This is a genomic window from Gottfriedia sp. NPDC056225 (assembly GCF_042267765.1).
In the GTDB taxonomy this organism is placed as follows: Bacteria; Bacillota; Bacilli; order Bacillales; family Bacillaceae_G; genus Gottfriedia.
Genome location: NZ_JBHJTJ010000001.1, coordinates 346,677 through 373,090, shown reverse-complemented (window position 1 = coordinate 373,090; position 26,414 = coordinate 346,677). Strand labels below are relative to the sequence as shown.

At 33.7% G+C, this 26,414-nt stretch carries 22 protein-coding genes; 10 read left to right on the top strand and 12 right to left on the bottom strand.

The window, feature by feature from the left end; translation table 11 throughout:
- The first annotated feature begins 165 nt into the window (after window positions 1–165).
- Window positions 166–768, top strand: coding sequence for a TetR/AcrR family transcriptional regulator (locus ACFCYN_RS01760; RefSeq protein ID WP_375947129.1), 603 nt, complete (start codon window positions 166–168; stop codon window positions 766–768).
- 45 nt (window positions 769–813) lie between these two features.
- Window positions 814–1,464, top strand: a complete 651-nt coding sequence (locus tag ACFCYN_RS01755; protein WP_172446505.1) for an MBL fold metallo-hydrolase — start codon at window positions 814–816, stop codon at window positions 1,462–1,464.
- 127 nt (window positions 1,465–1,591) lie between these two features.
- Here the strand turns inward: ACFCYN_RS01755 and queF are convergent, their stop codons facing one another.
- Genes queF through queC form a run of 4 tightly spaced genes read right to left on the bottom strand, consistent with a single transcriptional unit; the run spans window position 1,592 to window position 3,938 of the window.
- Window positions 1,592–2,089: a preQ(1) synthase gene (gene queF, locus ACFCYN_RS01750; RefSeq protein WP_025568326.1), complete on the bottom strand. Its 498-nt coding sequence runs from the start codon at window positions 2,087–2,089 to the stop codon at window positions 1,592–1,594.
- A 5-nt stretch (window positions 2,090–2,094) separates the two neighbouring features.
- Window positions 2,095–2,811, bottom strand: a complete 717-nt coding sequence (queE, locus tag ACFCYN_RS01745; RefSeq protein ID WP_172446504.1) for a 7-carboxy-7-deazaguanine synthase QueE — start codon at window positions 2,809–2,811, stop codon at window positions 2,095–2,097.
- Complete coding sequence (queD, locus tag ACFCYN_RS01740) at window positions 2,804–3,280, bottom strand: 6-carboxytetrahydropterin synthase QueD (protein ID WP_172446503.1); 477 nt, start codon at window positions 3,278–3,280, stop codon at window positions 2,804–2,806. Before queD ends, queE begins: the two co-directional genes overlap by 8 nt.
- On the bottom strand, window positions 3,273–3,938 hold the full coding sequence (gene queC / locus ACFCYN_RS01735) for a 7-cyano-7-deazaguanine synthase QueC (RefSeq protein WP_172446502.1): 666 nt from the start codon (window positions 3,936–3,938) through the stop codon (window positions 3,273–3,275). The genes queD and queC overlap by 8 nt, the downstream gene beginning before the upstream one ends.
- A 1,218-nt stretch (window positions 3,939–5,156) precedes the next feature.
- Here queC and ACFCYN_RS01730 point away from each other — a divergent pair.
- Window positions 5,157–6,335, top strand: coding sequence for a ParM/StbA family protein (locus ACFCYN_RS01730; RefSeq protein ID WP_172446501.1), 1,179 nt, complete (start codon window positions 5,157–5,159; stop codon window positions 6,333–6,335).
- 9 nt (window positions 6,336–6,344) lie between these two features.
- Window positions 6,345–6,926 carry a hypothetical protein gene (locus ACFCYN_RS01725; RefSeq protein WP_172446500.1) on the top strand — a complete coding sequence of 194 codons (582 nt, stop codon included), beginning with the start codon at window positions 6,345–6,347 and terminating at the stop codon, window positions 6,924–6,926.
- A 60-nt stretch (window positions 6,927–6,986) separates the two neighbouring features.
- Here ACFCYN_RS01725 and ACFCYN_RS01720 read toward each other — a convergent pair whose 3' ends face one another.
- Window positions 6,987–7,889, bottom strand: coding sequence for an EamA family transporter (locus tag ACFCYN_RS01720; protein ID WP_375947218.1), 903 nt, complete (start codon window positions 7,887–7,889; stop codon window positions 6,987–6,989).
- 118 nt (window positions 7,890–8,007) lie between these two features.
- The gene (locus ACFCYN_RS01715) at window positions 8,008–8,826 is read right to left on the bottom strand and encodes a purine-nucleoside phosphorylase (protein WP_172446498.1); all 819 of its coding nucleotides are present in this window, start codon (window positions 8,824–8,826) and stop codon (window positions 8,008–8,010) included.
- Window positions 8,827–9,072: 246 nt separating this feature from the next.
- Between ACFCYN_RS01715 and ACFCYN_RS01710 the strand changes: the two genes are divergently transcribed.
- On the top strand, window positions 9,073–10,281 hold the full coding sequence (locus ACFCYN_RS01710) for an ROK family protein (protein ID WP_172446497.1): 1,209 nt from the start codon (window positions 9,073–9,075) through the stop codon (window positions 10,279–10,281).
- A 70-nt stretch (window positions 10,282–10,351) separates the two neighbouring features.
- Here the strand turns inward: ACFCYN_RS01710 and ACFCYN_RS01705 are convergent, their stop codons facing one another.
- Window positions 10,352–11,257 (bottom strand): DUF899 family protein, encoded by a 906-nt coding sequence (locus ACFCYN_RS01705; protein ID WP_172446496.1) that lies wholly within the window; start codon window positions 11,255–11,257, stop codon window positions 10,352–10,354.
- A gap of 495 nt (window positions 11,258–11,752) precedes the next feature.
- Window positions 11,753–13,147 (bottom strand): DUF2252 family protein, encoded by a 1,395-nt coding sequence (locus ACFCYN_RS01700; RefSeq protein WP_172446495.1) that lies wholly within the window; start codon window positions 13,145–13,147, stop codon window positions 11,753–11,755.
- 282 nt (window positions 13,148–13,429) lie between these two features.
- On the opposite strand from ACFCYN_RS01700, the gene treP reads away from it, so the two are divergent.
- From treP to ACFCYN_RS01680, 4 genes are all read left to right on the top strand, one after another.
- A complete protein-coding gene (gene treP, locus ACFCYN_RS01695; protein WP_172446494.1) occupies window positions 13,430–14,848 on the top strand; it encodes a PTS system trehalose-specific EIIBC component in 1,419 nt (472 codons plus the stop codon).
- A gap of 65 nt (window positions 14,849–14,913) precedes the next feature.
- Window positions 14,914–16,590: an alpha,alpha-phosphotrehalase gene (gene treC, locus ACFCYN_RS01690; protein ID WP_172446493.1), complete on the top strand. Its 1,677-nt coding sequence runs from the start codon at window positions 14,914–14,916 to the stop codon at window positions 16,588–16,590.
- 17 nt (window positions 16,591–16,607) lie between these two features.
- Window positions 16,608–17,339, top strand: coding sequence for a trehalose operon repressor (treR, locus tag ACFCYN_RS01685; protein WP_375947216.1), 732 nt, complete (start codon window positions 16,608–16,610; stop codon window positions 17,337–17,339).
- A 334-nt stretch (window positions 17,340–17,673) separates the two neighbouring features.
- Window positions 17,674–18,870, top strand: a complete 1,197-nt coding sequence (locus ACFCYN_RS01680) for a class I SAM-dependent rRNA methyltransferase (protein ID WP_375947124.1) — start codon at window positions 17,674–17,676, stop codon at window positions 18,868–18,870.
- Window positions 18,871–19,317: 447 nt separating this feature from the next.
- Here the strand turns inward: ACFCYN_RS01680 and pepT are convergent, their stop codons facing one another.
- From pepT to ACFCYN_RS01665, 3 genes are all read right to left on the bottom strand, one after another.
- Complete coding sequence (gene pepT / locus ACFCYN_RS01675) at window positions 19,318–20,556, bottom strand: peptidase T (RefSeq protein ID WP_172446490.1); 1,239 nt, start codon at window positions 20,554–20,556, stop codon at window positions 19,318–19,320.
- Between the two features lie 125 nt (window positions 20,557–20,681).
- Window positions 20,682–21,308, bottom strand: coding sequence for a lysoplasmalogenase (locus tag ACFCYN_RS01670; protein ID WP_216853939.1), 627 nt, complete (start codon window positions 21,306–21,308; stop codon window positions 20,682–20,684).
- 132 nt (window positions 21,309–21,440) lie between these two features.
- Window positions 21,441–23,024, bottom strand: a complete 1,584-nt coding sequence (locus ACFCYN_RS01665) for an Ig-like domain-containing protein (RefSeq protein WP_216853938.1) — start codon at window positions 23,022–23,024, stop codon at window positions 21,441–21,443.
- A 619-nt stretch (window positions 23,025–23,643) separates the two neighbouring features.
- Here ACFCYN_RS01665 and ACFCYN_RS01660 point away from each other — a divergent pair.
- Window positions 23,644–25,824 carry a DNA topoisomerase III gene (locus ACFCYN_RS01660; RefSeq protein ID WP_172446489.1) on the top strand — a complete coding sequence of 727 codons (2,181 nt, stop codon included), beginning with the start codon at window positions 23,644–23,646 and terminating at the stop codon, window positions 25,822–25,824.
- A gap of 72 nt (window positions 25,825–25,896) precedes the next feature.
- On the opposite strand, the gene ACFCYN_RS01655 is transcribed toward ACFCYN_RS01660, so the two are convergent.
- A complete protein-coding gene (locus ACFCYN_RS01655) occupies window positions 25,897–26,394 on the bottom strand; it encodes a precorrin-2 dehydrogenase/sirohydrochlorin ferrochelatase family protein (RefSeq protein WP_172446488.1) in 498 nt (165 codons plus the stop codon).
- Between the last annotated feature and the right edge of the window lie 20 nt (window positions 26,395–26,414).

Here is a 26,414-nt window from a genome sequence, read left to right as displayed (position 1 = left end):
AAGACAAGTTCAACTTGTTTTTACTACGATATGTACACACTGTGGAGATGGTTCCTCAAGTAGTTTTTTCTCTATGTAATAACCTCTTTACAAAATTAAATTAGTGGTATAATATTAAAAAAACCGACCGGACGGTATGTTGGTTGGAATGGAAAGGTAGAGAATATGGTAAATACAAGAGAGCACATCATCAATACGGCTTTAACGCTGTTTTTGCAGAAAAGCTTTAAAGAGGTAACGATGAGTGAATTAGTTAAGCAGAGTGGAATGTCTAAAGGGGCATTTTATCATTATTTTGATAGCAAAGAAGGGCTATTCCGTGAAGTAGTGAACACGGCTGCTGAAATTAGTCATATTAATTTTGACCAAATCCAACAGACAACATTAAAGCAATTTTATGAAAATTATTTGTCACTAATTAAGGAGACTAAGTCGGAATCCACATTTATGAGAATTATCGGTAATTCTCCAACAAATCGCATAAAATTCACAACACTGCTAACCGAGGCTAACAGACTATTTCCTGAATTTACAGATGTCCTTCTCAAATTGCATGAAAATGAGTTAAATGGATGGATTAAGATTGTTGAGCGAGCTATTGAGATTGGGGAAATTCGAACAAAAATGCCCGCTCAACATATTGCGGAAATTTTCGTAAATATATCCAATGGAATAACGAAGAGAAGTAGATTATATAATAGTCAAATTGAAATTGCTTCGAGAACAAAAGTTTTGTGGGATAGTTTTTATGAGGAGTTAAGAACTTAACAAGGTTTGAATATAAAACAAAAATAATTAGGGGATGTGCTTATTATGCAAATTAAATGGTTTGGTCAATCTGCCTTTTTGGTAACTACAGAAGCTGGGAAAAAGATTCTAATCGATCCATTTGATCGCTTCCTTGGATATAAAATGCCTAAGCCCATCGAAACTGATATTGTTGCAGTCACACATGATCATGGAGACCACAATAAAATTCATGTTGCAACTGGAAATTATGAACTTGTCAATGAAGCAAAAGAGTACAATTGCAGTGACGTACAGATAAGTGGATTCAAGACGTACCATGATAAAGTAAATGGCAAAAAGAGGGGCGAAAATATTCTATTCAGGTTTAAAGTGGATGGTTTGACGATCTGCCATTGTGGAGACTTAGGCCATCTTTTGACGGAGGACCTTATTAAAGACATTGGTAAGGTGGACGTTCTAATGATCCCAGTCGGCGGCAAAATGACGTTAAATGGTGAAGAGGCCACAAAAGTGGTGCAACAGCTAAATCCCACAATTACCATTCCCATGCATTACCGGACGAAGGCATTATCAATCATAGGGATGTTGCTATTCGAAAAAGCAGATAAATTCATTAAAGCTACAGGTCAGAGATCAACTGAAGTAGGAATATTAGACATTAACTCAGAGAACTTATCGCAATATTCTGGTGTTGTTACTATGCAATATCAGTAAACTATTATATTGGAAATAAACTAATATTTTAATGCGAGCTTGTTAAAATTTTAAAAATATAGCCTCCGTGTATAGAACACGGAGGCTATAAGTATTAGGTCATCATGAAAATGACAAGTATCAATTCTTAACGATTATCAATCTTTTCAGGATATAAATCGTGATTCATCATACGATGTTCAGCCATCTTTTCGTATTTTGTACCTGGACGGCCATAGTTACAATATGGATCGATTGAAATACCGCCACGTGGAGTGAATTTACCCCAAACTTCAATATAACGAGGATCCATTAATTTGATTAAATCATCCATAATGATATTCATGCAATCCTCATGGAAGTCTCCGTGATTACGGAAGCTAAAGAAGTAAAGCTTTAATGATTTACTTTCAACCATTTTTTGCTCTGGAATATAGCTAATATAAATTGTCGCAAAGTCAGGCTGACCAGTTTTTGGACAAAGTGAAGTAAACTCAGGGAAATTAAATTTTACGAAATAATCACGATCAGGATGAGTATTATCAAATGTTTCTAAAATTCCTGGGTCATATTCAAATAAATATTTTGTGTTGTTGCTGCCAAGTAATGATACTTCTTCAAGTGAACCTTTTGATCTTCCTACCATTTTGATTAAACTCCTCTCTTATTTCCCCATACAAATGCATGTAATTGAGGTAAAACTTTTACGTTTTTAAAGATTTTTGATTTCATTGCTTCATCTATAAGCCATTCATAACGTTTTAGCATGTATTGTAATAAAGTTCCATCATCCGCATTTAACCAGCTATTTCCGACTTGTAAAAAGAACGGAACATGTGGGAATTTTTGATGAACGTTTTCTGCATAAGCTAAGTCTTTTTCATCAAAAATAACAACCTTTAAGCAAAACTTTGGGTGATTTTCTAAATTTTGAATAATGCTTCCTAACATATCGAAGTCAGTATTCATGCCACTACTAGGTGGTTTAGGTGATAAGGTTACTTCATCTATAGAAGGTAACCATGATTGCCACCTACTACCTTGGGTTTCAAGAGCTAAAGTCATATTTTTTTCTTTTAATAACTCTACTACAGGTCCTAATGAAGGAAGTAGGGCCGGATTTCCACCAGAAATTGTTATATGTGAGAATGTATCGCCACCTAAGGTCACTAAATTCTCCAAAACTTCTTCTGCGGTCATCCATTTAATATTTTCTTTTTCACTACCATCCCATGTGAAAGAAGAATCGCACCAACTACAAGAATAATCACAACCTGCAGTACGAATAAACATCGTTTTTTGACCGATTGCCATACCTTCACCTTGTACAGTAGGTCCAAATATTTCAAGTACAGGAATTTTACTCATTAATCATCCACTCCCTACGAGCTTCAGCGTAGCAAGTAGGCGTTTCAAATAAACGAACAAACTCTACACGAATATCTTGCGCCGGATTTGTATGAGCTTTAAGTGCATTTTCCATTTGCTCATAAATCCAAACAACCATATTTTCCGCTGTTGTATTCATTGGAGGTAGCATCTCATTTAAATAACGGTGATCTAAATAGATTTCAATTTTTTCCTTCCAAATCTGTTTAATATCACCGAAATCAATGACTAAGCCGATCTCATCAACAAAACCACTAATTCCAAACATGACTTTATATGTGTGTCCATGTAAATTTTTACATTTACCTTCATAGCAATGTAAGTGATGTGCAGCATCAAAAGTAAATTCTTTATTCACTAGAACACGTTTATGGTGGTATTTTAAGTCTTCTTTTTTGATGTGCTCATCAATCTTATGAAGTCGATCTACGATGCGAAAATCAAACATGCTTTGCGGCTCCTTTCGATTGTAGATAACGATCTAAACCAGCTTGACGAAGCTCACATGCAGGACATTCTCCACAACCGTCAGAAATAATACCATTATAGCAAGTTAACGTTTTATTTTTAACGAATTCAAATGCATTCAAATCATCAGCTAACTTCCAAGTGTCAGCTTTATCAATCCACATAAGTGGAGTATGAATAACAAATGGATAATCCATTGATAGATTAAGAGTTACGTTTAATGATTTAACAAAGATATCTCGGCAGTCAGGATATCCGCTAAAGTCAGTTTCGCAAACACCAGTAATAATGTGTTTCGCGCCTTTTTGTTTAGCAAGTACTGCTGCAAAAGATAAGAATAATAAATTACGTCCATCGACGAATGTAGAAGGTAATTCACCTTCTTCATGAGTAATCTCAATGTCTGTTCTTGTTAAAGCATTTGGAGCAAGTTGATTTAACAAGGACATATCAAGTATATGGTGGGGAATATTTAATTCCTTACAAATATCTGCAGCTACATCTAATTCTAGTTTATGACGTTGATTGTAGTTGAACGTAACAGCCTCAACCTCACCAAATTGTTGCATAGCCCAGAATAAACAAGTAGTACTATCTTGGCCACCGCTAAATACAACGATTGCTTTTTCATTTTTCATATTTCTTCTCTCCTTTACGTGTTTAAAAAGAAGAGGGCATCCCGAATAACAAAAATAAAAACAATATGACAATATTGTTTTTGCCTTATTTTTTTGTAGAGGGGGGTTTGCGACCTCTACCATAAGCAATCTAACTTATGGATTTTTTTATTAAATTTTCTTTCTATCTAATTGTACTAGGAAAGTACAATCATAATTCCCATTATAATCGTTTCATCTTAAAAGAACAAAAACTTTTGTAGGAAAGTAAAAATTTTCATATTTGAGTAGTAAACCGCTGTTGAAAAAGAACTTGTCAATTAATTAATAATTTTTTCCATGTAAAGGAAGCGGTATGTGGTTGATTTCCACTACAGGATTCTCGCTTTCCATGGGGCGAGACCTAAGCCTTCCCGCATTTCCCATGGGAGTCGAGAACCCTTCCGTTCCAACCAACTTCTTCAAAATAAAAAAGCATGTAATACAGCACCTTATTAATCCCTTTTAGTTCGAGAAAACATAAATTAGATACTCAGTAATTTTGCGAATTTCTGTAAATCTTTTACTTATTAATAAATAATTAAATTCGTTCATCAAACAATTAATATCACAGTAATTTATATTCTGAAAAAGGGCTATTACTAAAGGTTGTTTGTATTTCACAAGCAATTTCTGACTAGGAGTAGCAGGGATCAAATCTGATGTTTATTTAAATAGAAAGCTCTGATTAATTGCGTAGAATTTAATTCATTTTCTGTTAGTAAACAACAAAGTTTTATTTCAAACGACAAATTACGAGTCAGATTTTTTGTTTTGTTGATAACTTAGCCTTTGGTTTTGCAATTATAAATTATCCACAAGCTGATTATCTTTTTTAGCTATCCACAAGTTGAGAGGTGGGAGCGATTTATCTACAGATTAATTTTTAATAATTGTAGTTTTTAAGTGAGTTGTACACATTCCTGTTTACAAGTATACGTTTTGTAAACAGTTGTACACATATTTGTACACAAGTTTACAAGAAGTAAACATTTTGTATACGGAAAAGTATACTTGTACACAAAGTTGTACACATGTTTATGTGTTTACTGTTTTGTATACAAGATGACAATTTAATTACATTTTTATGATAGTTCAGTGCTGAACATTGACCAAAAGGCTAAATTTAAGTTAATCTATTATCAGAATTATCTATTAATACGTAAACTTTTTAACCTATTAATGAAAGGGATGATTTTGATGGTAAAGGCACGTATTGCGGCAATTGATGTAGGAAACGATTCACTCAAAGGGATTTTTGGGAAGATGGAAAATGAAATTAATATTCCTAATATTATTGCTAGGGATACGGAGGATCGTCCAATTATAGGGGTAGAGGAATTAGACAACCAAGAGCCGGTTGATGGTATTCATATTCGAGTACACTCTCCTACTTTAAAAGAAAATAATTCAATCTATCGTGTGGGACATTTGGCAACAAAAAGCAGCAATGCGTCAGAATTAGATCCAGGAAGCAATAAATCTGAAGAAGATCAAACACTAATTATGTTGTTTGCCGCTTTAGCATTAGACGCAGCACGAGAGGAAAATACACATAATAAGAATTCAAATAATGTTATTGATGCTACATATATTTTAGGGACAGGTCTTCCACTTAGAGAAGTTAAAGAAGGTAAGGATGTAGGGTATCGTTCAAGATTGCTAAGCTCTGTGCACCAAGTCGAGTTTTTAGTAACACCTAAATACCAAGGGGTAAAGGTAAATATTAAGTTTGAAGAAGTTAAAGTGTACCCAGAAGGATTTGCCGCATTCATTAATCTTGTTATGGATAATGATTTAAACATTATTAATAAGGCGCTTATTGATAAAAGAATCTTAATCCAAGATATAGGTGGCTTATCTACTGATGTAGCAGTTATTAAAAATAGAAAAGTTGATGATGATAAAGCACAAGGCTTCAACCTAGGTGTATCAGAATCACTTGAAGCTATTCGTGAAGAAATCCGTTCAAGACATGGGATTGAATTAGATAGCCGCAGGGATGTAGTTGAAATAATTACTAAGAAAAGTGATCGTAACCATATCATGGTAAAAGGAAGTAGGACAAGCGTTCATGATATTGTTGATCGAATCCTTCTTGAGTTAGCAAAAAAACAATATCGCCATTTGCGTAATATTTGGCAAAAAAACTCACAAACAGAAATATGCTATTTCATTGGTGGAGGATCTCTTATCTTAAAGGATTATATTAAAACGCTTAATAATAATCTAGACGGATATAATATCGATTTCTTTGAAGATGAAAAAGAAAGCATTTGGATGATGGCTAATGCATATTACAAACTAGTTGCAGATTTTTATAGAAGAACTCAAAAGGAAAAGCAACCTGAAGAACAAAAATTAGCTAAAACAAAATAAGGTGATTTTATGAATGAAAAAGAACTGATGAGAGGGCAACCCATAACCTTCCGTATCCCATCAGATACGCCTGATCAGATTGTTAAACAATTACGACATCTGAAGGAAACTGAAAGGAGAAACTTTTCTAGTAAGATTGCCGAATTTGTAATGGATGGGGTAAATAATTCTCTATCAAAGCAAAAACAAACAATAACAATTCCACTTCCTAAAAGTTTAAGTAAAGCCCAAAAAGATTGGTTAAAACATGAACATTCGGAGGCATTATTAGGAAATATTGTCTACCAATTATTAATGAATCCAATTAGAACCGCATCACTTCTAACTTCAATTAATAGTAATTCGCTAGAAATTGATGAGGCACTTTATTTAAATGAAGAAGTTGCGGCCGTAAATGAAATAATGGATGAGACTAATTATAAGGAACAGACTAGGGAAGCTGAAACAAGCGTCAATCATGATGACCTTGATCTGGAGAACTTTGATTGGACAACTGCCAGCAAGAATGAAATAACAACAAATGATGACGATGAAAAAGAAGAAGATATGGATGATCTTCTTGGAGAATTTCTTGCTCAAATGAATAAATGAAAAATGGAAAAGGGACCGAAAATTATGGATCGGTCCCTTTCTTAGTTTCCTAATTATTTTTTATGAAAATTGAACCGACGACTTTCTTCTAAGGAATTCAGGTAAAATAATACCAATTAATATTAATATAATACCAAAATATTGTGGCGTTCCAATTGTTTCCTTTAATACAATTGCTGACATTAATGTAGCAGTTGGCAACTCCGCAGCTCCTAATATAGAAGCTAGACCTGATCCAGTTAAAGGAACTCCTTTAGAAAACATTAAAGTTGAGAAAAACGGACCAAGAAAGCCAAGAATTAAACCATATTTTGTTAAGAGCTCCACGAATAAACGTCCATTTGTAAAAAATGTAGGTGGTAAAAAGATGGCACAAATGATAAAGCCACCAGTTATCATTAACGCAGTTTTTGTCATCGGATTCGTCTTTAAAGCAACTCTACCGCTAAGGAGGATAAAGGTGCTATATGAAACTGCAGATAATAACCCGAATAAAACTCCCATCCAATTCATCGAACCAATTCCACCGGTTAAAACATTAGTAGCAAAAAGTGTCCCGATTACAAGAGGAATTAATGAGAGTAACTTACTTTTTTCAGGAAGTCTACGATTGAATACTGATTCTAATAACACACCGATCCAGGTGAACTGGAACATCAAGACAATAGCTAATGATGCAGTGATATATTGTAAAGCCAAGTAGTAAAACATACCCGTTAAGCCTGTAGTAGATCCCAGCACAATAAGTGATAATACATTCTTCTTTGTAGGCTTTAAATATTGCTGTGTTTTTAATTTTGATGACTTAGTTTTATTAAATATGACAACAGACCATAGGAATATTGCACCTACAAACATTTGTATACCGACTACATCATTTACAATAAAACCATCACCATAAGCCAATTTTACAAAGGTAGACAAGACGCCATAACTAACAGAACCTATAATGATATAAAGCATACCTTTCAAAATAACACCCCACTTATCTAAATAAAAAGAAGTAAAGAGGATGAACCTCTTTACTTACGAATATTTCATATTTTCCGGACTAGCTAAGCTAGATATTTCTCCGGTAATATTACATTTCTTCTAAAATGCCCTTAACCAAATTAACGAATTTCGATCTAACCATGCTTGCCACTTCGATTACTTCCTCATGGTTTAATGGTTGATCTAGAATTCCACATGCCATGTTTGTTAGGCAAGAAATCCCTAATACCTTCATACTTCCGTGAACAGCAACGATTGCTTCAGGTACTGTTGACATTCCTACAGAATCTGCACCAAGTGTACGGATCATGCGGATTTCAGCAGGTGTTTCGTATGATGGACCACTCCACCAAGCATATACACCTTGTTGTAATTTAATCTCTTGTTTTGCGGCAACATTTAGAGCAAGGCTGCGTAATTCTTTATTATATACTTCAGAAACATCAGGGAAACGAGTTCCTAATTCTGGGTTATTTGGACCAATTAAAGGATTTGTTCCTACTAAGTTAATATGATCAGTAATCAGCATTAAATCGCCTGGGTTAAAGCTTGTATTAACAGCACCACATGCATTTGTTACGATTAACTTTTCTACACCAAGTGCTTTCATTACTCGAACAGGGAATGTTACTTCATCTAAAGTAAAGCCTTCATAATAATGAAAGCGACCTTTCATCGCTACTACAGCTTGTCCTTTTAATTCACCGATTACTAATTCATTTGCATGTCCTACTGCTTCAGATTTTGCAAAATGGGGAATATCACTGTAAGGGATTACAACAGAGTTTTCGATTTCATCTGCAAGTGTACCTAAACCAGAACCTAAAATTAGTCCAACTGTTGGACGGTAGCTTGTTTTATTTAATATAAAATCTCTTGTTTCTAAAATATGTTCAGTTTTATGCATTTATTTTTTCCTCCTAAAATGAGCAATAAGTTCGTAATAAGAAATCTAGTAAAATAATCATGCGTTCAACTTAAGTCTAATGGAAAATTACCTACTTGTAAATAAACTTAAATTCATTTTGGTAAAAAGTTTAGTGGTTTTATGAAAAAGACTGTAAAAAGAGCATATAAATAGCTATACTTAATTCATAAAATATAAAAAGTTGAGTAAACACGTTGAAATTAGATTTCAATATTGGAGGAACTAATGATCAGGCAATTTGTAGGCTATCAGTCGCCTAAAGTAAAAAGTTTAAAGCTTTTATATAGCTTAATACGGAAATTAGGACCAATAAAAGTAAGTTCACTAACTGAAACTACAGGGTATAAGCACACTACTTGTGTTCGGTTATTAGACGAATTAGTACAAGAGGGACTTATTTACGATACCGGATTAGGGGTTTCAAGTGGAGGGAGAAGACCAGCCATGTATGAGATTAATCCAACCGCCTACTACCTAGTTGGTGTCGAAATTACGAATTTATTTACGACGGTACTTCTGCTTGACTTAAACCTAACAATTATAAAATCAAAAAAATTGAAAATGAGCAGTGAAAGTACTGGAGAATATACACTAAATTTTGTGACGAAAAGTGTGGATGAACTATTAGAGCACAATAATATTGATAGGGAACAGTTATTAGGAATTGGTGTGGGAGTCTTGGACCCAATAGAACAAGAAAATGTCATTAATACAGATTCATTTTTAGCTGATGGATGGGAAAACCTAAATATTGTTAATTATTTAGAAGAAGCTAATAATTGCCCGGTACTATTAAATAATGGCACCAACTTAGCTGCTTTAGCAGAGTACCGACTAAACTATCGTAAAGAAAATGAAAATATCGTATTTGTCTCGAGTGATATGGGAATACGATGTGGAATCATTCAGCAAGGCAAATTAATAAATAATAAGAACGAAATGGATGACGCTTTTGGTCATATGATTATCGACATTCATGGAAAACGCTGTTCATGTGGCTCATATGGTTGTCTCCAAGCGTACAGTAGTTTGCCAGCAATTCGGGAAGAGGTCATTAAACGGATGAAGCGAGGAGAAACTACTTCTTTAAAGGAATCAATAAAGGATGTAGAAAAAATAAGCTATCATCAAATTCTTGAAGCACTAGAAAACGAGGATCCACTTTGTTTAGAAGTAATCAAAGAGGCTGCTAATTATTTTGGGATTGGACTAACCAATCTAATTTATCTATTGCGTCCCGATGTTGTAATATGTGGAGGTACATTAGTACCAAAACCATTATTCTTTGAATTAGCTTCCGATGTAGCACAAAAAAAAATGGAAAAATACTCTAGTAGTCCTGTTAATATTATTAAATCAACAACGCCTTATAATATTGTTGCTCAAGGTGCAGGGTGTATCGTATTTGATTATTTTACCGAGGAAATGATGTAATAGTAGAAAAAACCGTTAATACTCTATTGAGAACAAATAGAGGCTAACGGTTTCTTTTATTGTATGAATGCTAATTTTTCTTTGTTTCAAATAAATGAAATTTAAGTCCATAAGGATCAGAAATCATAACGCTTTTATCGTGATAAACTTTTGTTATATGACAACCGGCATCTATTAATTTGCCAATTATATTATCGAAATGATCTACCGCAAACTCAAAATAAACATTTTTATCCGGATTATTTGCAATAAAAAAATAAGTGCCATTTAAGGAGAATTTAGTTTCATTCTCGTATTTCTTTTCAAGTTTCATACCGATTGTGTTTTCATAAAATTTAATTGCATTTTCATAATGAGCTACTTCAAAAGCAATATAGTTAGTAAGCTGATAGGGTGTTTGGTTATTAAGTTTTTTTGCCGGTTGAAAATTCACCGAGCCGGTAGGTAGCAAATCCAGTAGATGCCATACGGAACAATAATCGTCTCCAGGACCAAAGCGGGCTTTTGCAACTTGATAAATCGAACCGTCTAAGTCTTTCCGAAATGTTGTAACACCTGGTTGACAATTACCATCTACCTCGAAGCCCATATCTATTTTAAAAGTAGTATCCTTCGTCGAAACAATCGGAAAAACCCAACCACGTTCTGCTGCAAGATCCTCTTGAACACCCGGTGCATCTGGTGTCGAAAGGACAAAAGCGGCTTTATTACGAATATGGTGATAAACGCCGTTAAACTCGTCTGCCCACATTGTGCAGTAAGAACAACCTCTGCCCATATTATGGATTACGATTAGTTCATCTTTTTCCCCAAAAAGTTTTAGTAAACTTGTTGGCTCTCCATTTGAAGTAACGAACGGATAATTTTCAACCTTCTGCTCCGGTATGGCTTTCCGTAAAGCGGTTAGCTGTCTCTTTTTTTCTAAAATCTCATTTTCTAGCAAATCGATTTCAAATTGCAAATCTTGAATTTTCACTTTGTGCACCTCCAAAAGTAATATATATATAGTTCAATAATAAGCAGCGATATCCTCTCAGTGAAGCAACTACTTACTAACAAAATATAAAAAAAGGACTGTCCGTAAAGTTAGAGTAGTAGAAACGGAATAGTTGAAGAAGGATTGGTTATTAAATGAAAATTAGCTGCTGGTAAATGTAGTAATTTGTTGGTTAATTTTTAGAGGTTGAATAATTTTGCTGTTTTAAAATTCCTATCAATTTTCATTATAATTGGTGTATATAAAATTTACATAACTAAACACCCGCGTTGGCCATCCGTGCATCATTTGAGGATGAATGAAAATAGCAATTTTCAGGATAGATGAAAAATTTGATCGGCTGATTAGTCGGTTTTTTTTATTAGGGTAGATGACAAGATTACTGAACAAGAGTTAAAAAGAGGTGCCCCGTTATACTACTGGGGCACCTTTAGTGGTTTGAAAACAATGGGGAAATTTTATACTTTTCGTTAATTATTGTAACTTTCCAGTACTTCTTAAATCCTCAAATAAACTATAGTCAGCTAAAACTTGATTATAGTAGTTTTCACTTAATTGAAGGACGGTTGTTTTAAATTGTGGCCAAGCATTAATTGCATCTATTACTCCTTGCTCAAAATTATAGTTTACATATGTTGTGTTATAGTCCTTATCAGCTCTTGCATGAGCGTATGCTAAAGCTTTTGCGGAGTACTTTAAAAAGTCTTGGACATCTGATTTACTTTTAAAGTCAGCCGCATCAAATGTTTCATCCCATGGTGAAATTCGTTGAACGCGATAAGACTTATTATTAAAATTGATTTCTCCTAAATGATTATCCACTTTAATTCCATCTGCTAATTCTCCTGTTTTTGACCGGTTAGCATGCGTTGGGAACCATGAATTGTACTGAGCTTGCGACAAGCTGCCTTCTAAAAACATGGATGGGTTCCGTTGCTCTTTTACTTCCAAGATCACATCATCACTTTGTGAGGTCGTATCACCTTCAATTAATACATAAAACTTGTCTACGCCTAAGCTTCCAAGTCCTGAGTGTAAACGTCGAGCTATATCTTTGATCGTAAAGTATGTACTTGGCTTTGAAGAAACAAAACTAGAAATGCTAGCTTTATAATTTGTCCAATTGTTAACAATGTTTGATCTTTCCGTAGATGTTACAGCCTTTAAATTACTATTTGAAAAATTAAATAGTCTCGTTCCAGATGTGGTTGTGGTCCATTTATTTAATAGCTTAGCTACACTATCGGAGCTTTTTATATCTCGCATTTCATCTTGGACGAATCCACCTGTTAATGTTCCTTCATCCAGTTGCGTTGTAGTTTCACCGCTATTTCCATTTACTGCTGTTAAAGTATCTTGATATGTAGTTAAAAAGCTTGTTACTAAATCACGTCTATCTTGCATTGATAAAGATACATTTGGGGCTTCATTTGCCATAAGGAAAACGCTAGTAGAAAAACGAATTAGATCCCAATAAAATGGTGCAACATATGATTCATCTGAATCATTTAAATCAAAAACGACCTCGCCCTTACTATTATCAAAATAACCAATATTTTGAGTATGTGCATCTCCTTGAATCCACGTTTTAATATTTGCAGTCGTTTTCCAAGTGCTAGGTATAGGAATGACACCAGTTCCTAGGTCTGCATAGAAAAGTGGATTAGTCGCACGGTAAAAAGCAAAAGGAGACTCCTCCATGCTTATATATTTTTCTTGTCGAACGGTCGAATCGGTAATAAATGAATTCACGGTTGTTAGTTGTGATTGGATGTATGATTCTCTCGATGATGATTGATCTGCAGCATAAGAAGTTGAAACAGGTAGGATTGATAAACAAGCAGTTAATGTCAAAATAGTTCGCTTCATAATATTCCTCCAAATTAAAATGGCTTACTTTTTTGATTTTAGATTGTGATTATATAGTCAGTGATAATACCGTGTAAATTTTTAGTTAATTTAATTGAGCAGATTGAAGCCTATCGTTACATGGCAGGTAAGTATTAGGATTTCCGCGGAAATTAAGAGGAGTGAGAACGTTTCCAAAAAAACTCTTGCAATCCTGTACGTACAAGAATATACTAATCCTGTACGTACAGGATGAAATTAAATATATTAAAATACATAATAGATTGGTAGAGGAGGGTTACCATGAGCCGATTTAGTGATGAAGCAAAACAACTACTGCAACATATTGGTGGTAAAGAAAATATAGCAACAGTATCACACTGCGCGACTCGCATGCGCTTTGTATTAAAGGATGTTAAAAAAGCTGATGAAAAAAAGATTCAAGAGATCAAAATTGTGAAAGGTACTTTTACGCAGGCTGGACAATTTCAAGTCATCATCGGAAATGAGGTATCTACATTTTATAATGAGTTCGTTAAACTAGCTGGAGTGGACGAAACGTCAAAAGATGCTGCTAAAATAGCTGCAAGGCAAAATATGACATGGCTTCAAAGACTGCTTGCTCACTTAGCAGAAATCTTTTCTCCATTAATTCCGGCGATTGTTGTAGGTGGTCTTATTTTAGGTTTCCGTAACATTATAGGGGATATTAAATTATTGGATGATGGTACGAAAACACTTGTCGAAACCTCTCAATTTTGGGCGGGAACACATTCGTTTTTATGGTTAATCGGTGAAGCGATTTTTAATTTCTTACCAGTTGGTATTACGTGGTCGATTACGAAGAAGATGGGCACAACCCAAATTCTAGGGATTGTTTTAGGGATTACACTTGTTTCGCCTCAGCTGCTTAATGCATACTCAGTGGCCGGCGGAGCGGTACCTCCAGTTTGGGATTTCGGTTTTGCTAAAATTGATATGATTGGTTACCAAGCACAAGTAATTCCAGCTATTTTAGCAGGTTTCACTTTATCTATTTTAGAAATAAATATTCGAAAAATCGTTCCAAATGCAATTTCAATGATAGTTGTGCCGTTCTTTGCGTTAGTACCAACAGTGTTAATCGCACATGTAGTGCTAGGTCCAATCGGTTGGAAAATTGGCTCAGTTATCTCACATTTAGTTTACTCAGGATTAACATCTTCATTTGGATGGCTGTTTGCATTAGTATTTGGATTCTTCTATGCCCCATTAGTTATAACTGGATTGCATCATATGACGAACGCGATTGATCTTCAATTAATGAGTCAACTCCACGGTACAAATCTGTGGCCGATGATTGCGTTATCGAATATAGCTCAAGGCTCAGCGGTTTTAGCCATTATTTACTTAAATAGAAAGAATGAAGAAGAAAAGCAAATTTCAATTCCAGCTGCTATCTCTTGTTTCTTAGGCGTAACGGAACCGGCAATGTTTGGGATTAATCTAAAGTATGCTTATCCTTTCTTGGCTGCTATGATTGGGTCCGGGATTGCCGCTATTGTTTCGGTTGGTTCTGGCGTAATGGCGAACTCGATTGGAGTAGGAGGTCTTCCTGCAATCTTATCTATTCAGCCAAAGTACTTCGGAATGTTTTCAATTGCTATGTTAGTTGCAATCATTATTCCATTCATTTTAACGATTATTTTTAACAAGAAAAAACTGCTAGTGAAAAACTCATAATTATTTAAGAGGAAGGAAATTTCATTTTTCCTTCCTTCATTTTTTAAATCAAGGAGATTATCGAAATGAAGGATTTTAAGAATAGCGTCGTATACCAAATTTATCCCAAGTCTTTTTATGATTCGAATGGTGATGGCATTGGAGACTTAAAAGGAGTTACCAAAAAGCTTGATTATCTAAATGAATTAGGTGTTGACTACATTTGGCTAACCCCGTTTTATGTATCTCCTCAAAACGATAATGGTTATGATGTAGCAGATTATCGAAATATAGATCCTACATATGGAACGATGGAAGATTTTGAAGAATTAGTAAGTGCTGCAAAAAGTCATGATATTGAAATCATGTTAGATATGGTTTTTAATCATACATCATCAGAGCATGAGTGGTTTAAGAAAGCACTTAGTGGAGATGAAAAATACAAAAATTATTATCTATTTAAGGAAGATAAGGATGGAAAGGAACCGACAAATTGGATTTCAAAATTTGGTGGTTCAACTTGGGAAAAGGTAGAGAACTCTAATGATTACTATCTTCATTTATTCGATAAGTCGCAACCGGATTTGAACTGGGCGAATGTAGAAGTACAAAATGAACTATTCGATATCGTAAATTTCTGGGTTGATAAAGGCGTGAAAGGATTTCGTTTAGATGTTATTAATCTTATTTCTAAGCCGGACGTCTTTATTGATGATGAGACGGGCGATGGTAGAAAGTTCTACACAGATGGACCTAGAATCCATGAATACTTAAAAAAACTCAATATGGAGACATTTGGCAAGCGAGAGGATATTATTACTGTTGGTGAAATGTCTTCAACTTCAATTGAACATTGTATTCAGTACTCGAATCCATCCGAGAAAGAGTTATCAATGGTGTTTAGTTTCCATCATTTAAAGATTGACTATAAGGATGGACAAAAATGGTCTTTAATGGATTTTGATTTTATAGCACTTAAATCAATTTTGGATCAATGGCAAAAAGGGATGCAATCAGGAAATGGCTGGAATGCATTATTTTGGTGTAATCATGACCAACCTCGTATTGTTTCTCGAATTGGAAATGACGGGAAGTATCATAAGGAATCAGCGAAAATGCTAGCTACTTCTATGCATTTATTAAGAGGGACTCCATATATTTACCAGGGTGAAGAAATAGGAATGCCTAACCCTAATTTCGATCAGATTGAAGACTATCGTGATGTTGAAAGCTTGAACTATTATAAAATATTAAAAGAATCTGGAGTATCTGAAATCGAAATACTAGCTATTTTAAAAAGTAAATCACGAGACAATTCTCGTACTCCAATGCAATGGAATAACTCAGAGCATGCCGGTTTCACAATGGGAACACCTTGGATTTCGACAGGGGAGAGTTACGGGCAAATAAATGTCGAAAAAGCTCTCAAAGACGAAGAATCGGTGTTTCATCACTATAAAAAACTAATCAATTTAAGAAAAGAACTCGAAATTATTTCGTCTGGAACTTATGATGCAATACTAATTGAACATGAACAAATCTTTGCATACACTCGTACACTTAATAATCAAATGCTATTAGTAGTAAATAATTTTTATGACGAGGATACGGTGTTTAAGTTGCCTGAAAATCTTGATATTAAAGGATATGATAGGAGAATATTAATTTCCAATTATAGCGACTCCAGTCAGAATATTGAAGAATTTACTTTGCGACCTTATGAGTCTGTTTGTTATCATCTTGAGAAAAATGTTGGAATATAATAAAATTTTTCTAGGTGATGAAAATGAACGCAAAGTATATTTCGATCTACCATAAGTTAGTTGAGCAGATCGAAAAAGGTGTTTTTTCTGTTGGGAGTAAAATACCTTCAGAAAAGTCTTTAATGGAGCAATTCGACGTTTCTAGAGATACAATTAGAAAATCATTACAAATGCTTGAACAAAATGGATATATAAATAAAGTCAAAGGTAAAGGTTCGTTTATTTTAGACACAACAAAACTAAATTTTCCGGTATCCGGTTTAATTAGCTTTAAAGAGTTGTCAAATCAAATTGGCAGAGAAGCAGAAACAATTGTCGAAATCCTCGAAAAGAAAAGACCTAGTAAATTTATAAGAGAACAACTAGAAATCGATGATAAAACGGCGATTTGGAAAGTAGTTAGAGCTAGAAAAATCGATGGAAAGAAAATTATTTTAGACAAAGAATATTATAATAGTAAATATGTCGAAAAACTTTCAAAGTCAATCTGCGAAGGATCAATTTTTGATTATATAGAAAACACATTACAGCTAAATATTGGTTTTGCAAAAAAAGAAATTGTAGTACAGGCTTGTACTGAAGACGATCAAAAATATTTAGACTTAGATGGCTACGACATGGTAGCAGTAGTAAATACTTTTGTATATTTAGACGACGGTTCACTATTACAATACGGTCAATCTAGACATCGACCTGATAAATTCAAATTTGTCGATTTTGCAAGAAGAATTCAGCAAGTTAATGAATGATTATAAGACCTTATTCAATTGGATAAGGTTTTTTGTATTACACATTAACAAAGTATTAATTCTTAAGTATGAGGACGATTCCAATTTTAATTACTAGGTGTCTTCTCCAATCGGCGATGTAGGTTATAAATTGCTATTAGTTTAAGTGTATACTATGCTTAATCAAGCTAATAAAGGAAAAATTAAAAGACTCATTATTAATATAAGATGACGAGTGAAAAGCCTTAAGAAAAGGTTTAATTTTACTCAAAACCGGCAATTTTTTCTGTCAGGTTACACTATAATAATTCTTTATGGAAATAATGAGTAAAAAACAAAATGAATGGATGGACTTATGGATAGAGAAATGATTATAAAAATTAAACAAAAATTTGTAAAAGACTATAAAACTGGGTATCCATTAATTTCAAAAGAATCGATAGTGAATAATAAAGACTTAATAAATGAAGGAGCACTTATTAAACTAGTGGATGAACGTAATGGCTTTATTGGAACGGGCTATTACGGAAAGCAAAATAAGGGAGTCGGTTGGATTCTTAGCCTGAACGAACATGAAAAGATTAGTCCGAGGTTCTTTGAAGATAAAATTAAACAAGCAATTAATGGACGCCAACAATTTTATAACTGCTCTGATACAACAGCCTTTAGGGTATTTAACGGAGAAGGTGATGGAATTGGTGGCTTCACGATTGATTTTTTTGACGGATATTATTTAATTAGTTGGTATAGCGAAGGAATCTTTCAGTTCAAAGATTGGGTTATACAAGCAATAAAAAGTACTGTCGAATTTAAAGGCATTTATCAGAAAAAGCGTTTCGACACAAAGGGTCAGTACATTGAAGAAGACGACTTTGTAATGGGTGAAAGAGGTCAATTTCCTATTTTAGTAAAGGAAAATGGAGTTAATTTTGCAATTTATTTAAATGACGGAGCGATGGTAGGTGTATTTTTAGATCAACGAGAAGTTAGAAAACTAATTCGCGATAAATATGCTTACGAGAAAACAGTTTTAAATACTTTTTCTTATACTGGCGCATTCTCTGTTTTTGCAGCAGTTGGAGGAGCAAGTAAAACAACCAGCGTTGACTTAGCAAATCGAAGCTTAGAAAAAACAAAAGAACAATTTCAAATTAATAAAATTGATCCTGCTACCCAAAGCATAATCGTTGAGGATGTTTTTCATTACTTTAAATACGCAGTTAAAAAAAATCTTTTATTCGACATGGTTATACTAGACCCACCAAGCTTTGCAAGATCTAAAAAACACACATTTAGTGCCGAAAAGGATTATAAAAATCTGTTGAAAGAAGCAATTGCAATCACCGAAATTGACGGTGTAATTGTTGCATCGACGAATTGTAGCACTTTTGGAATGAAAAAATTTAAAGGCTTTATTGACACAGCGTTTAAAGAAATGGACGGACAATATAAATTAATGGAAGAATTCAGCCTTCCATCTGATTTTCAAATAAATAAACAGTTTAAAGAAGGCAACTATTTAAAGGTTGTATTTATTCGTAAAATTAAGTAATCGAAGAGAGGATGTCCCATTTTAAGGGGCATCCTCTTTTATATATATAGGAAATATTTAAAAGAAGAGTAGGTGAAATAATGGTCGAAGTGCAAAGTAGAATGTTGGAAGTGCAAATAAAATTAACAAAACTGCAATTAAATTCGCTAGAGTCCCAAATTTACAAGATAATACCCATACCGGTTGGGGTATCATAACTACATAATTAGTTAAAAGTAGATGAACAGTTATGCAATATTAACAAAATTACGCTAATTCTTTCTAAATCGACTAAAACTGTGAAGAATTCTACTAAAAATCTACAAATAGTGAACACAAAACCAATTCTAATAGAAAACCATACTAGGATACCCTCATTTTAGATTAACAATCAATAGGGGCCGCCTATGCTGACACTTAGGACGGCCCCTCAAATTGCCTGGAAAATACGTGTAATCAGTCTAAAATTTAATTTTTTGCCTTTTGCTCATATAATTTGATCACTTCGATCATTACACTCGTTGCTGTAATCATATTGTCGATTGAGATGTATTCAAATTTACCGTGGTAGTTTTCTCCTCCTGTAAAAATATTCGGAGTAGGTAAGCCCATATATGAAAGCTGTGATCCATCTGTACCGCCGCGAATGGGTTCTACAATCGGTTTAATTTCTAAGTTCGTCATCGCCTCATATGCGATATCAACTACCTCTTTAACAGGTAAGATTTTCTCTCCCATGTTATAATACTGGTCTTTTAATTCTAAAGTAATACTATTTTCACCATGCGTTTCCTTTAATTGACTTACAATATTCGTTAATGTCTCTTTTCGGTTAGCAAATTTTTCTTTGTCGTGGTCTCTTATTATGTAATGCATTTTTGTTAATTCTACATCACCTTCAATTGATACTAGATGATAAAAGCCTTCGTATCCTTCAGTTGATTCTGGCGCTTCTTCAACAGGTAATAAATTATTTATTTCCATGGCAATTTTCATAGAATTGATCATTTTATTTTTAGCAGTACCTGGGTGTACATTTTTACCTTTAACTGTAATCATTGCACCCGCTGCATTAAAGCTCTCATATTGAAGTTCGCCAAGTGGACCACCATCCATTGTATAAGCATATTTAGCGTCAAACGCTTTTACATCAAATTTATGTGGGCCTCTGCCAATCTCTTCATCTGGCGTGAAAGCTACTCTAATCTTACCGTGCTTGATTTCTGGGTGTTGAACTAAATATTCCATTGCAGTCATAATTTCAGCAATACCAGCCTTATTATCTGCACCTAATAACGTCGTTCCATCAGTTGTCATTAATGTATGACCGATATATTTACTTAACTCTGGTGAATGACTTGGAGATAATACAACATTTAAACTTTCATTTAAAACAATATCTTTTCCGTCATAATTTTCAACTAGCTGAGGATTTACATTTTTTCCTGTAAAATCTGTCGCTGTGTCTAAATGTGCTAAAAATCCAATTGTCGGAATTTCTTTGTCGGAATTTGCCGGAAGTGTAGCCATTACATATCCGTTGTCATCCATCGTTACGTCAACTAATCCAACTTTGTTTAATTCTTCAACTAGCATACGACCTAATGTAAGTTGACCCGGTGTAGAAGGGCATGTTTCACTACTAGCGTTCGATTGTGTATCAATTTTTGCATAACTAGTTAAGCGGTTAATTAACTCATTTTTCATGTGAAAATCTCCTTTTTACATTTTATAATTTGTAGATAATACGCTTTCATTTGTAAATTCTAGTGAAAAGAGGCCACAATTATATTTTAGTTCGTTTATTATTTGAATGTAAAATATTACGCAGTTCACTTCCTATTTAAAATGCTTTTAGCAATTAAAAACTGTGCAGTGTAATAGGTAATCATAATTAACTCATGACCATACTTAACGCTTTCTACAAATAAGTCCCACGATAAAATCGAATCGGAAATGATGAATAATAAGCTTCCAAAAATAGCCCATTTATTACCAGTCATTATGGCTGTAAATACCATCATTGAAATTGCTACTGAATAGGCAATAACAGGAATAACTAACGTATCTTGTCCGCTGTCATTTAATGAATTTACTAAATTTGAACATAGAATAAACGCATAAATTGCAATCGGAATGATCGATAACATACGGTAAATTGAAAATTTCCATCCTGAAATAAAACCAGTTGCATAAAACAAATGTCCAATTAGGAAAGCACTTAAGCCAATCACAAACCATATTAGCGTTCCATCACCAATCATACAAAAAATAAGTCCTAAAAGTATGAGGGTACGATATTTAGATGAGTGATGAGGGTTTTGTGATAAAGCATAGAAAATAATCAACACCATTGGAATTAACTTAAATAAGATTTTTATGCTTACAGGCTCTGAAGGTATAAAAAAGATATAAAGAATACCAAATAGCAAAGTCAGTATAGGCAAATACTTCTTCAAAATAAAATTACCCCTTTCTAACTATTTCCTTTTTACTAAATATTATCAGTGAAAAATGCAAAGAATGCTATTAGAAATATGAAAGGTTAATCTATTAAACTATAAAAAAAGCAAACCAGAATTGGTTTGCTTTTAAAAGATGGCCATACCATATGAGTGAGCTATTTGCCCATTTGAATTCGAAGTATTTGCAATAATAACAGTTGTTCCAACGTTTAATTGATCGAATAACCATTCAACTTCACTATTGTGCATTCGGATACAACCGTGACTAACTGATTTTCCAATTGAACTCTCGTTAGCATTTCCGTGAATCCCGTAAGAGTTCCCAGGGGAGCTTCCCATACTTAAGCCCATCCATCTTTTACCTAGCGGATTATTTGGAGCTCCTCCAGGGATATTTTCCTTATACCAAGGTCTATTTTTAATTTTATTTAAGATTTTAAACTTTCCAGTAGGTGTAGGGGAGGATGCTTTTCCCGTTGCTACACTAAATGTTTTTACTAGTTTTCCTTTATTGTAATAAGATAGTTTATTTGTCATTGTATTAACAATAACTAGTTGCCCACTTGAAAGTGGTTTAGAGCTTTTAGCTTCGGTATACGAAGTTTTACTTTGGTTTCCAGCTGCATCGACAGCTTGTACTTTAATAGGAGTAAAGGCTTTTAATTTACTAACTTTAAATGTATAACTACCGGACTTAGATGCGGTTGTTTTAGCTACGTATTTATTCTTCAAATACAATTTAACGGAAGCACTTGCTTCTGTTTTTCCACTAATTACAGTAGCGTTTTCTTTTACCGTTTGAATGGTAGGAGCAGAAGGTGCAGTGCGATCTAACACGCGAATTGAAACAGGTTTACTTTGATTTTTACTCTTATCAATCGCAACAACTTGAAGGACCGAATTCGCTTTTTGCTTAGCCATTTTTATATTAAACTTTCCTGCAGTATTAACTTTACCTTTTACTAGTAATTTCTTATTCAAATAAATGATGATATCAGCATTAGGCTCTGACTTGCCTGATATATATTGAGAATGATCTGAGATTGAAGGGATTGATGTGACTGAAGGTGCGATTACGTCGGCAACGGTTGATGTAGCGGTTTTACTTTTCAATCCAATTGAAACACCAACTACATTTATTTTAGTAAATTCTTTTAGAGGTTTTGTTTTGAGTTGATAGTTTCCGTTTGTGTCAGTTTGAACAGTACTTACTTGTTTATTATTGACATAAATTTGGACGCTACTTTTAGTTAAAAACGTTCCTGAAATAGCAGTAGATTTATTTGTAATTGAGTTAATTTTTGGGGTTGGTAAATCTTTAATTAAAAATTTAACCTTCTGGTCAGATACAGACAATGTTTGACCATCTAGTGTAAGTGAACTTAATGAGTAAGTTCCTTTAGTAAATGAGCTAGTAATACCTATTTTTCCAGAATAATAAAGATCTGATGAAGATAGGTTTTTTAGTAATACTTCTGTCATGTTAGAGCCATTTTTAAAAGTCAAAGCGACATTGTCGAAATGTTTTTTAGTCGTTAATCCAATTTCAATTGATTGTCCGAAAGTGGCTTCAGTAGTATTTAAATTTAGATTATCTATATAATTCGATAACTCATCATCACTAAAACCTTGAGAAAAAGAAGTCGCGTTAGCAGTGGGTAAAAAGAATAAAGATACCCCTAAAATAACAGATATTATTTTATTAATCATTGTACCTCTCCTTACTATATGGAATTAATTAGTTAAATTTGCCATATAAGAGATGGAATCCTTTGTTTTTTTAGTAAAATAAAACGTCATTTTTCTGCAAAAAAGTAAACTAAGTCGAATGATCAATTATTGTGATTCCATGTGAGAGTTATGAGTGCAATTGCAATGAAGGCTATTGGAGAGGCTAAAAAGAGAGACAATCCAAATGCACTTAATCCCATACAAACCACCAATTACAATGCCAAGAAAGAATATAAACACACCAATAATTGAAATTCCAATGGGACAGTAAATCGAAAGTGTGGACTTTTTCTAATTAGAAAAGTAGAAACAAAAATAAGAATACAACTTAAAATAAGTGTAAGCAGTAAATAGGAAGTCATATTAATAAATGTTCCTTTCTCATTAAGTAAATAGAATTTTTTGTAAAACTTTTCATTATTTTGTCTTATTATATAAGCTAGAAACATGTAGTTTAGTTACCAAATGTGACCAATTTTCGAAAGATAATATGATGATGAAAAGAGTCATTAAATCAAAGTTAGTTAGATTTTGTTTAAATAATTAGAAGTGTTAAAGTTAGATATAAGGAAATTGTAAAAATATTAAGGAGTATGATATGAGTAAAATTGTAGTATTAGCAGAAAAACCTTCAGTCGCTAGAGATATAGCGAAAGTGCTGGGTTGCAATCAAAAGGGTAACGGTTTTTTAGAAGGAAAAAAATATATTGTAACCTGGGCATTAGGACATCTTGTAACTTTAGCTGATCCAGAAGGTTATGATAATAAGTATAAATCATGGAATTTAGAAGATTTACCGATGATTCCAGATAAATTAAAGCTAGTTGTTATTAAAAAGACTGGCAAGCAATTCCAAGCTGTTAAGACACAATTATTAAGAAAAGATGTTTCAGAAATTATTATTGCAACGGATGCAGGTAGAGAAGGTGAGCTTGTTGCTAGATGGATCCTTCAAATGGCGAAGGTGAACAAACCTATTAAAAGGTTATGGATTTCCTCTGCAACAGATAAGGCTGTAAAAAAAGGCTTTGAAAACTTACGTAGCGGTAAGGAATATGAAAATTTATATCTTTCTGCTGTGGCAAGAGCCGAGGCAGACTGGATTGTGGGAATTAATGCGACAAGAGCACTTACTTGTAGGCATAATGCTCAACTTTCATGTGGTAGAGTTCAAACTCCAACATTGTCGATGATTTTAGAGCGTGAAAAAGAAATAAGAGAGTTTAAACAACAAACTTATTATGGGCTTCAAGTAGTAGCAAATAATGTAGTTTTCACGTGGCAGGATCGTAAATCGAATCTTTCAAGAATTAATACATCCGAAGAATTACAAAAAATTGTTGGAGCTATAAAAGGAAAGCGATTGAAGATTAGAGAAGTTTCAACAGCTGAAAAGAAATCATTTGCTCCACAGCTTTATGATTTAACAGAGCTTCAAAGAGAGGCTAATAAAAGATTCAATTTTTCACCTAAAGAAACTTTATCGATTATGCAAAAGCTTTATGAGCAGCATAAAATTGTTACGTATCCACGAACTGATTCTAGATATTTATCATCGGACTTAGTTGATACATTAAAGGAACGATTATTAGCGTGTAACATTAAACCTTATGGCAAAATCATTATGAAGCTAACAAATCAACCGGTTAAAGCTAATAAATCATTTGTCGATGATAATAAGGTAACGGATCACCATGCGATTATACCGACAGAACAGGCACCAATCATTAGTGAACTTTCTTCAAAAGAAATTAAAATATATGAATTAATCGTTAGAAGATTTTTAGCAGTGCTACTACCTCCTTACGTATACGAACAAGAAAAGGTTGTCGCAGAAATTGATAATGAGGTATTTGTTGCTAAAGGAAAAAGGGTTATCTCTCTAGGGTGGAAAGAAGTCTTTAAAGACGAAGAAGAAAATGATAGTACGGAAGATCAAAGGCTGCCAATCATTAATGAAAATGAAAATTTCCAGGTTACAAAAGTAACTGAGACAAAAGGATACACGAAGCCGCCGGCATATTTTAATGAAGCCACGCTTTTAAGTGCGATGGAAAACCCAGTACAGTATATGTCTGGAAATAGTAATGATTTGAAGAAAACGATTGGTGAGACGGGCGGTTTAGGAACCGTTGCGACAAGAGCGGATATCATTGAAAAACTTTTCAGTAGCTTTTTAATTGAAAAAAAGGGAAAAGATATTTTCATAACAAATAAGGGAAAACAGTTATTAAACCTTGTGCCGGAAGCTTTGAAATCACCAGCTTTAACGGCTAAGTGGGAGCAAAAGCTTCAAGCTATTTCTAAAGGGAATTTAGCTAAGTCTACATTTATGAATGAAATGATTAAATTTTCTTCAGATGCAGTTCGAGAAATAAAACAAACTGAACAAAAGTTTAAGCATGATAATATGACGAGTACTAAATGTCCTGAATGTGGAAAACTGATGCTTGAGGTAAACGGTAAACGAGGAAAAATGTTAGTTTGTCAGGACAGAGAATGTGGTCATCGTAAAACAATCTCACAGTCTACAAATGCTAGATGCCCTAAATGCTTCAAGCGCTTAGAGCTTAGAGGCGAGGGAGAAGGTCAAATTTTTGCATGTTCATGTGGGCATAGAGAAAAACTTACTAATTTTAAAGAGAGACGCTCGAAAGAAAAAAATAGTAAAGTTTCTAAACGTGATGTTCAAAAATATTTAAATAAACAAAACAAGCAAGAAGATGAGCCATTTAATAATCCATTTGCAGAAGCATTAGCAAAGCTTAAAAAACAGTAACAATATGTAAGGAAAGTAGATGGAAAATCTTTCAACTGCTTTAGTCCTGCTCATTATTCCAGCCATTTGAAATTAATCAATGGCTGGTTTTTTTCGCTCGATCGCATATTCGTTTACAATTTCGCTATAATGATCCTCGAAATAATTTTCTAATTCCTTTTTTATCTTTTTGGAAAGAACTGGACTTTTACCTGATGTTGAGACTGAAACGACGAGGTCACCTCTACGCACCACGGCAGGAGTATGAAAATCACTATTACTTTGATCACTAACATCATTAAACCATTGGAAGTCTGTCATACAATCTTTAATAAATTTATTTGTGTTTTTATCATTTGTCGCTGCAATAACAATATGAGCGTCCTTTATGTCATCTTTTTCAAAATACTTATTCATTAGCTTAATAGTAGGTAAATTTACTAATTCCTCGCATATTTGAGGACTTATAATAGTAATTGTTGCGCCACTTTTCAAAAATGCTTTTGCCTTTCGAAAAGCAATTTGCCCTCCACCGATAATCTTTACCCTTTTATTTTCTAAAGTGAATAATAGTGGAACCATTTCAGTCATATTATCGCTCCTAAATAGTA

Coding starts and splice junctions, on each gene's coding strand:
- ACFCYN_RS01760 (WP_375947129.1), top strand. CDS start 166: ATGGTAAATACAAGAGAGCACATCATCAATACGGCTTTAACGCTGTTT.
- ACFCYN_RS01755 (WP_172446505.1), top strand. CDS start 814: ATGCAAATTAAATGGTTTGGTCAATCTGCCTTTTTGGTAACTACAGAA.
- queF (WP_025568326.1), bottom strand. CDS start 2,089: ATGGTAGGAAGATCAAAAGGTTCACTTGAAGAAGTATCATTACTTGGC.
- queE (WP_172446504.1), bottom strand. CDS start 2,811: ATGAGTAAAATTCCTGTACTTGAAATATTTGGACCTACTGTACAAGGT.
- queD (WP_172446503.1), bottom strand. CDS start 3,280: ATGTTTGATTTTCGCATCGTAGATCGACTTCATAAGATTGATGAGCAC.
- queC (WP_172446502.1), bottom strand. CDS start 3,938: ATGAAAAATGAAAAAGCAATCGTTGTATTTAGCGGTGGCCAAGATAGT.
- ACFCYN_RS01730 (WP_172446501.1), top strand. CDS start 5,157: ATGGTAAAGGCACGTATTGCGGCAATTGATGTAGGAAACGATTCACTC.
- ACFCYN_RS01725 (WP_172446500.1), top strand. CDS start 6,345: ATGAATGAAAAAGAACTGATGAGAGGGCAACCCATAACCTTCCGTATC.
- ACFCYN_RS01720 (WP_375947218.1), bottom strand. CDS start 7,889: ATGCTTTATATCATTATAGGTTCTGTTAGTTATGGCGTCTTGTCTACC.
- ACFCYN_RS01715 (WP_172446498.1), bottom strand. CDS start 8,826: ATGCATAAAACTGAACATATTTTAGAAACAAGAGATTTTATATTAAAT.
- ACFCYN_RS01710 (WP_172446497.1), top strand. CDS start 9,073: ATGATCAGGCAATTTGTAGGCTATCAGTCGCCTAAAGTAAAAAGTTTA.
- ACFCYN_RS01700 (WP_172446495.1), bottom strand. CDS start 13,147: ATGAAGCGAACTATTTTGACATTAACTGCTTGTTTATCAATCCTACCT.
- treP (WP_172446494.1), top strand. CDS start 13,430: ATGAGCCGATTTAGTGATGAAGCAAAACAACTACTGCAACATATTGGT.
- treC (WP_172446493.1), top strand. CDS start 14,914: ATGAAGGATTTTAAGAATAGCGTCGTATACCAAATTTATCCCAAGTCT.
- treR (WP_375947216.1), top strand. CDS start 16,608: ATGAAAATGAACGCAAAGTATATTTCGATCTACCATAAGTTAGTTGAG.
- ACFCYN_RS01680 (WP_375947124.1), top strand. CDS start 17,674: ATGGATAGAGAAATGATTATAAAAATTAAACAAAAATTTGTAAAAGAC.
- pepT (WP_172446490.1), bottom strand. CDS start 20,556: ATGAAAAATGAGTTAATTAACCGCTTAACTAGTTATGCAAAAATTGAT.
- ACFCYN_RS01665 (WP_216853938.1), bottom strand. CDS start 23,024: ATGATTAATAAAATAATATCTGTTATTTTAGGGGTATCTTTATTCTTT.
- ACFCYN_RS01660 (WP_172446489.1), top strand. CDS start 23,644: ATGAGTAAAATTGTAGTATTAGCAGAAAAACCTTCAGTCGCTAGAGAT.
- ACFCYN_RS01655 (WP_172446488.1), bottom strand. CDS start 26,394: ATGACTGAAATGGTTCCACTATTATTCACTTTAGAAAATAAAAGGGTA.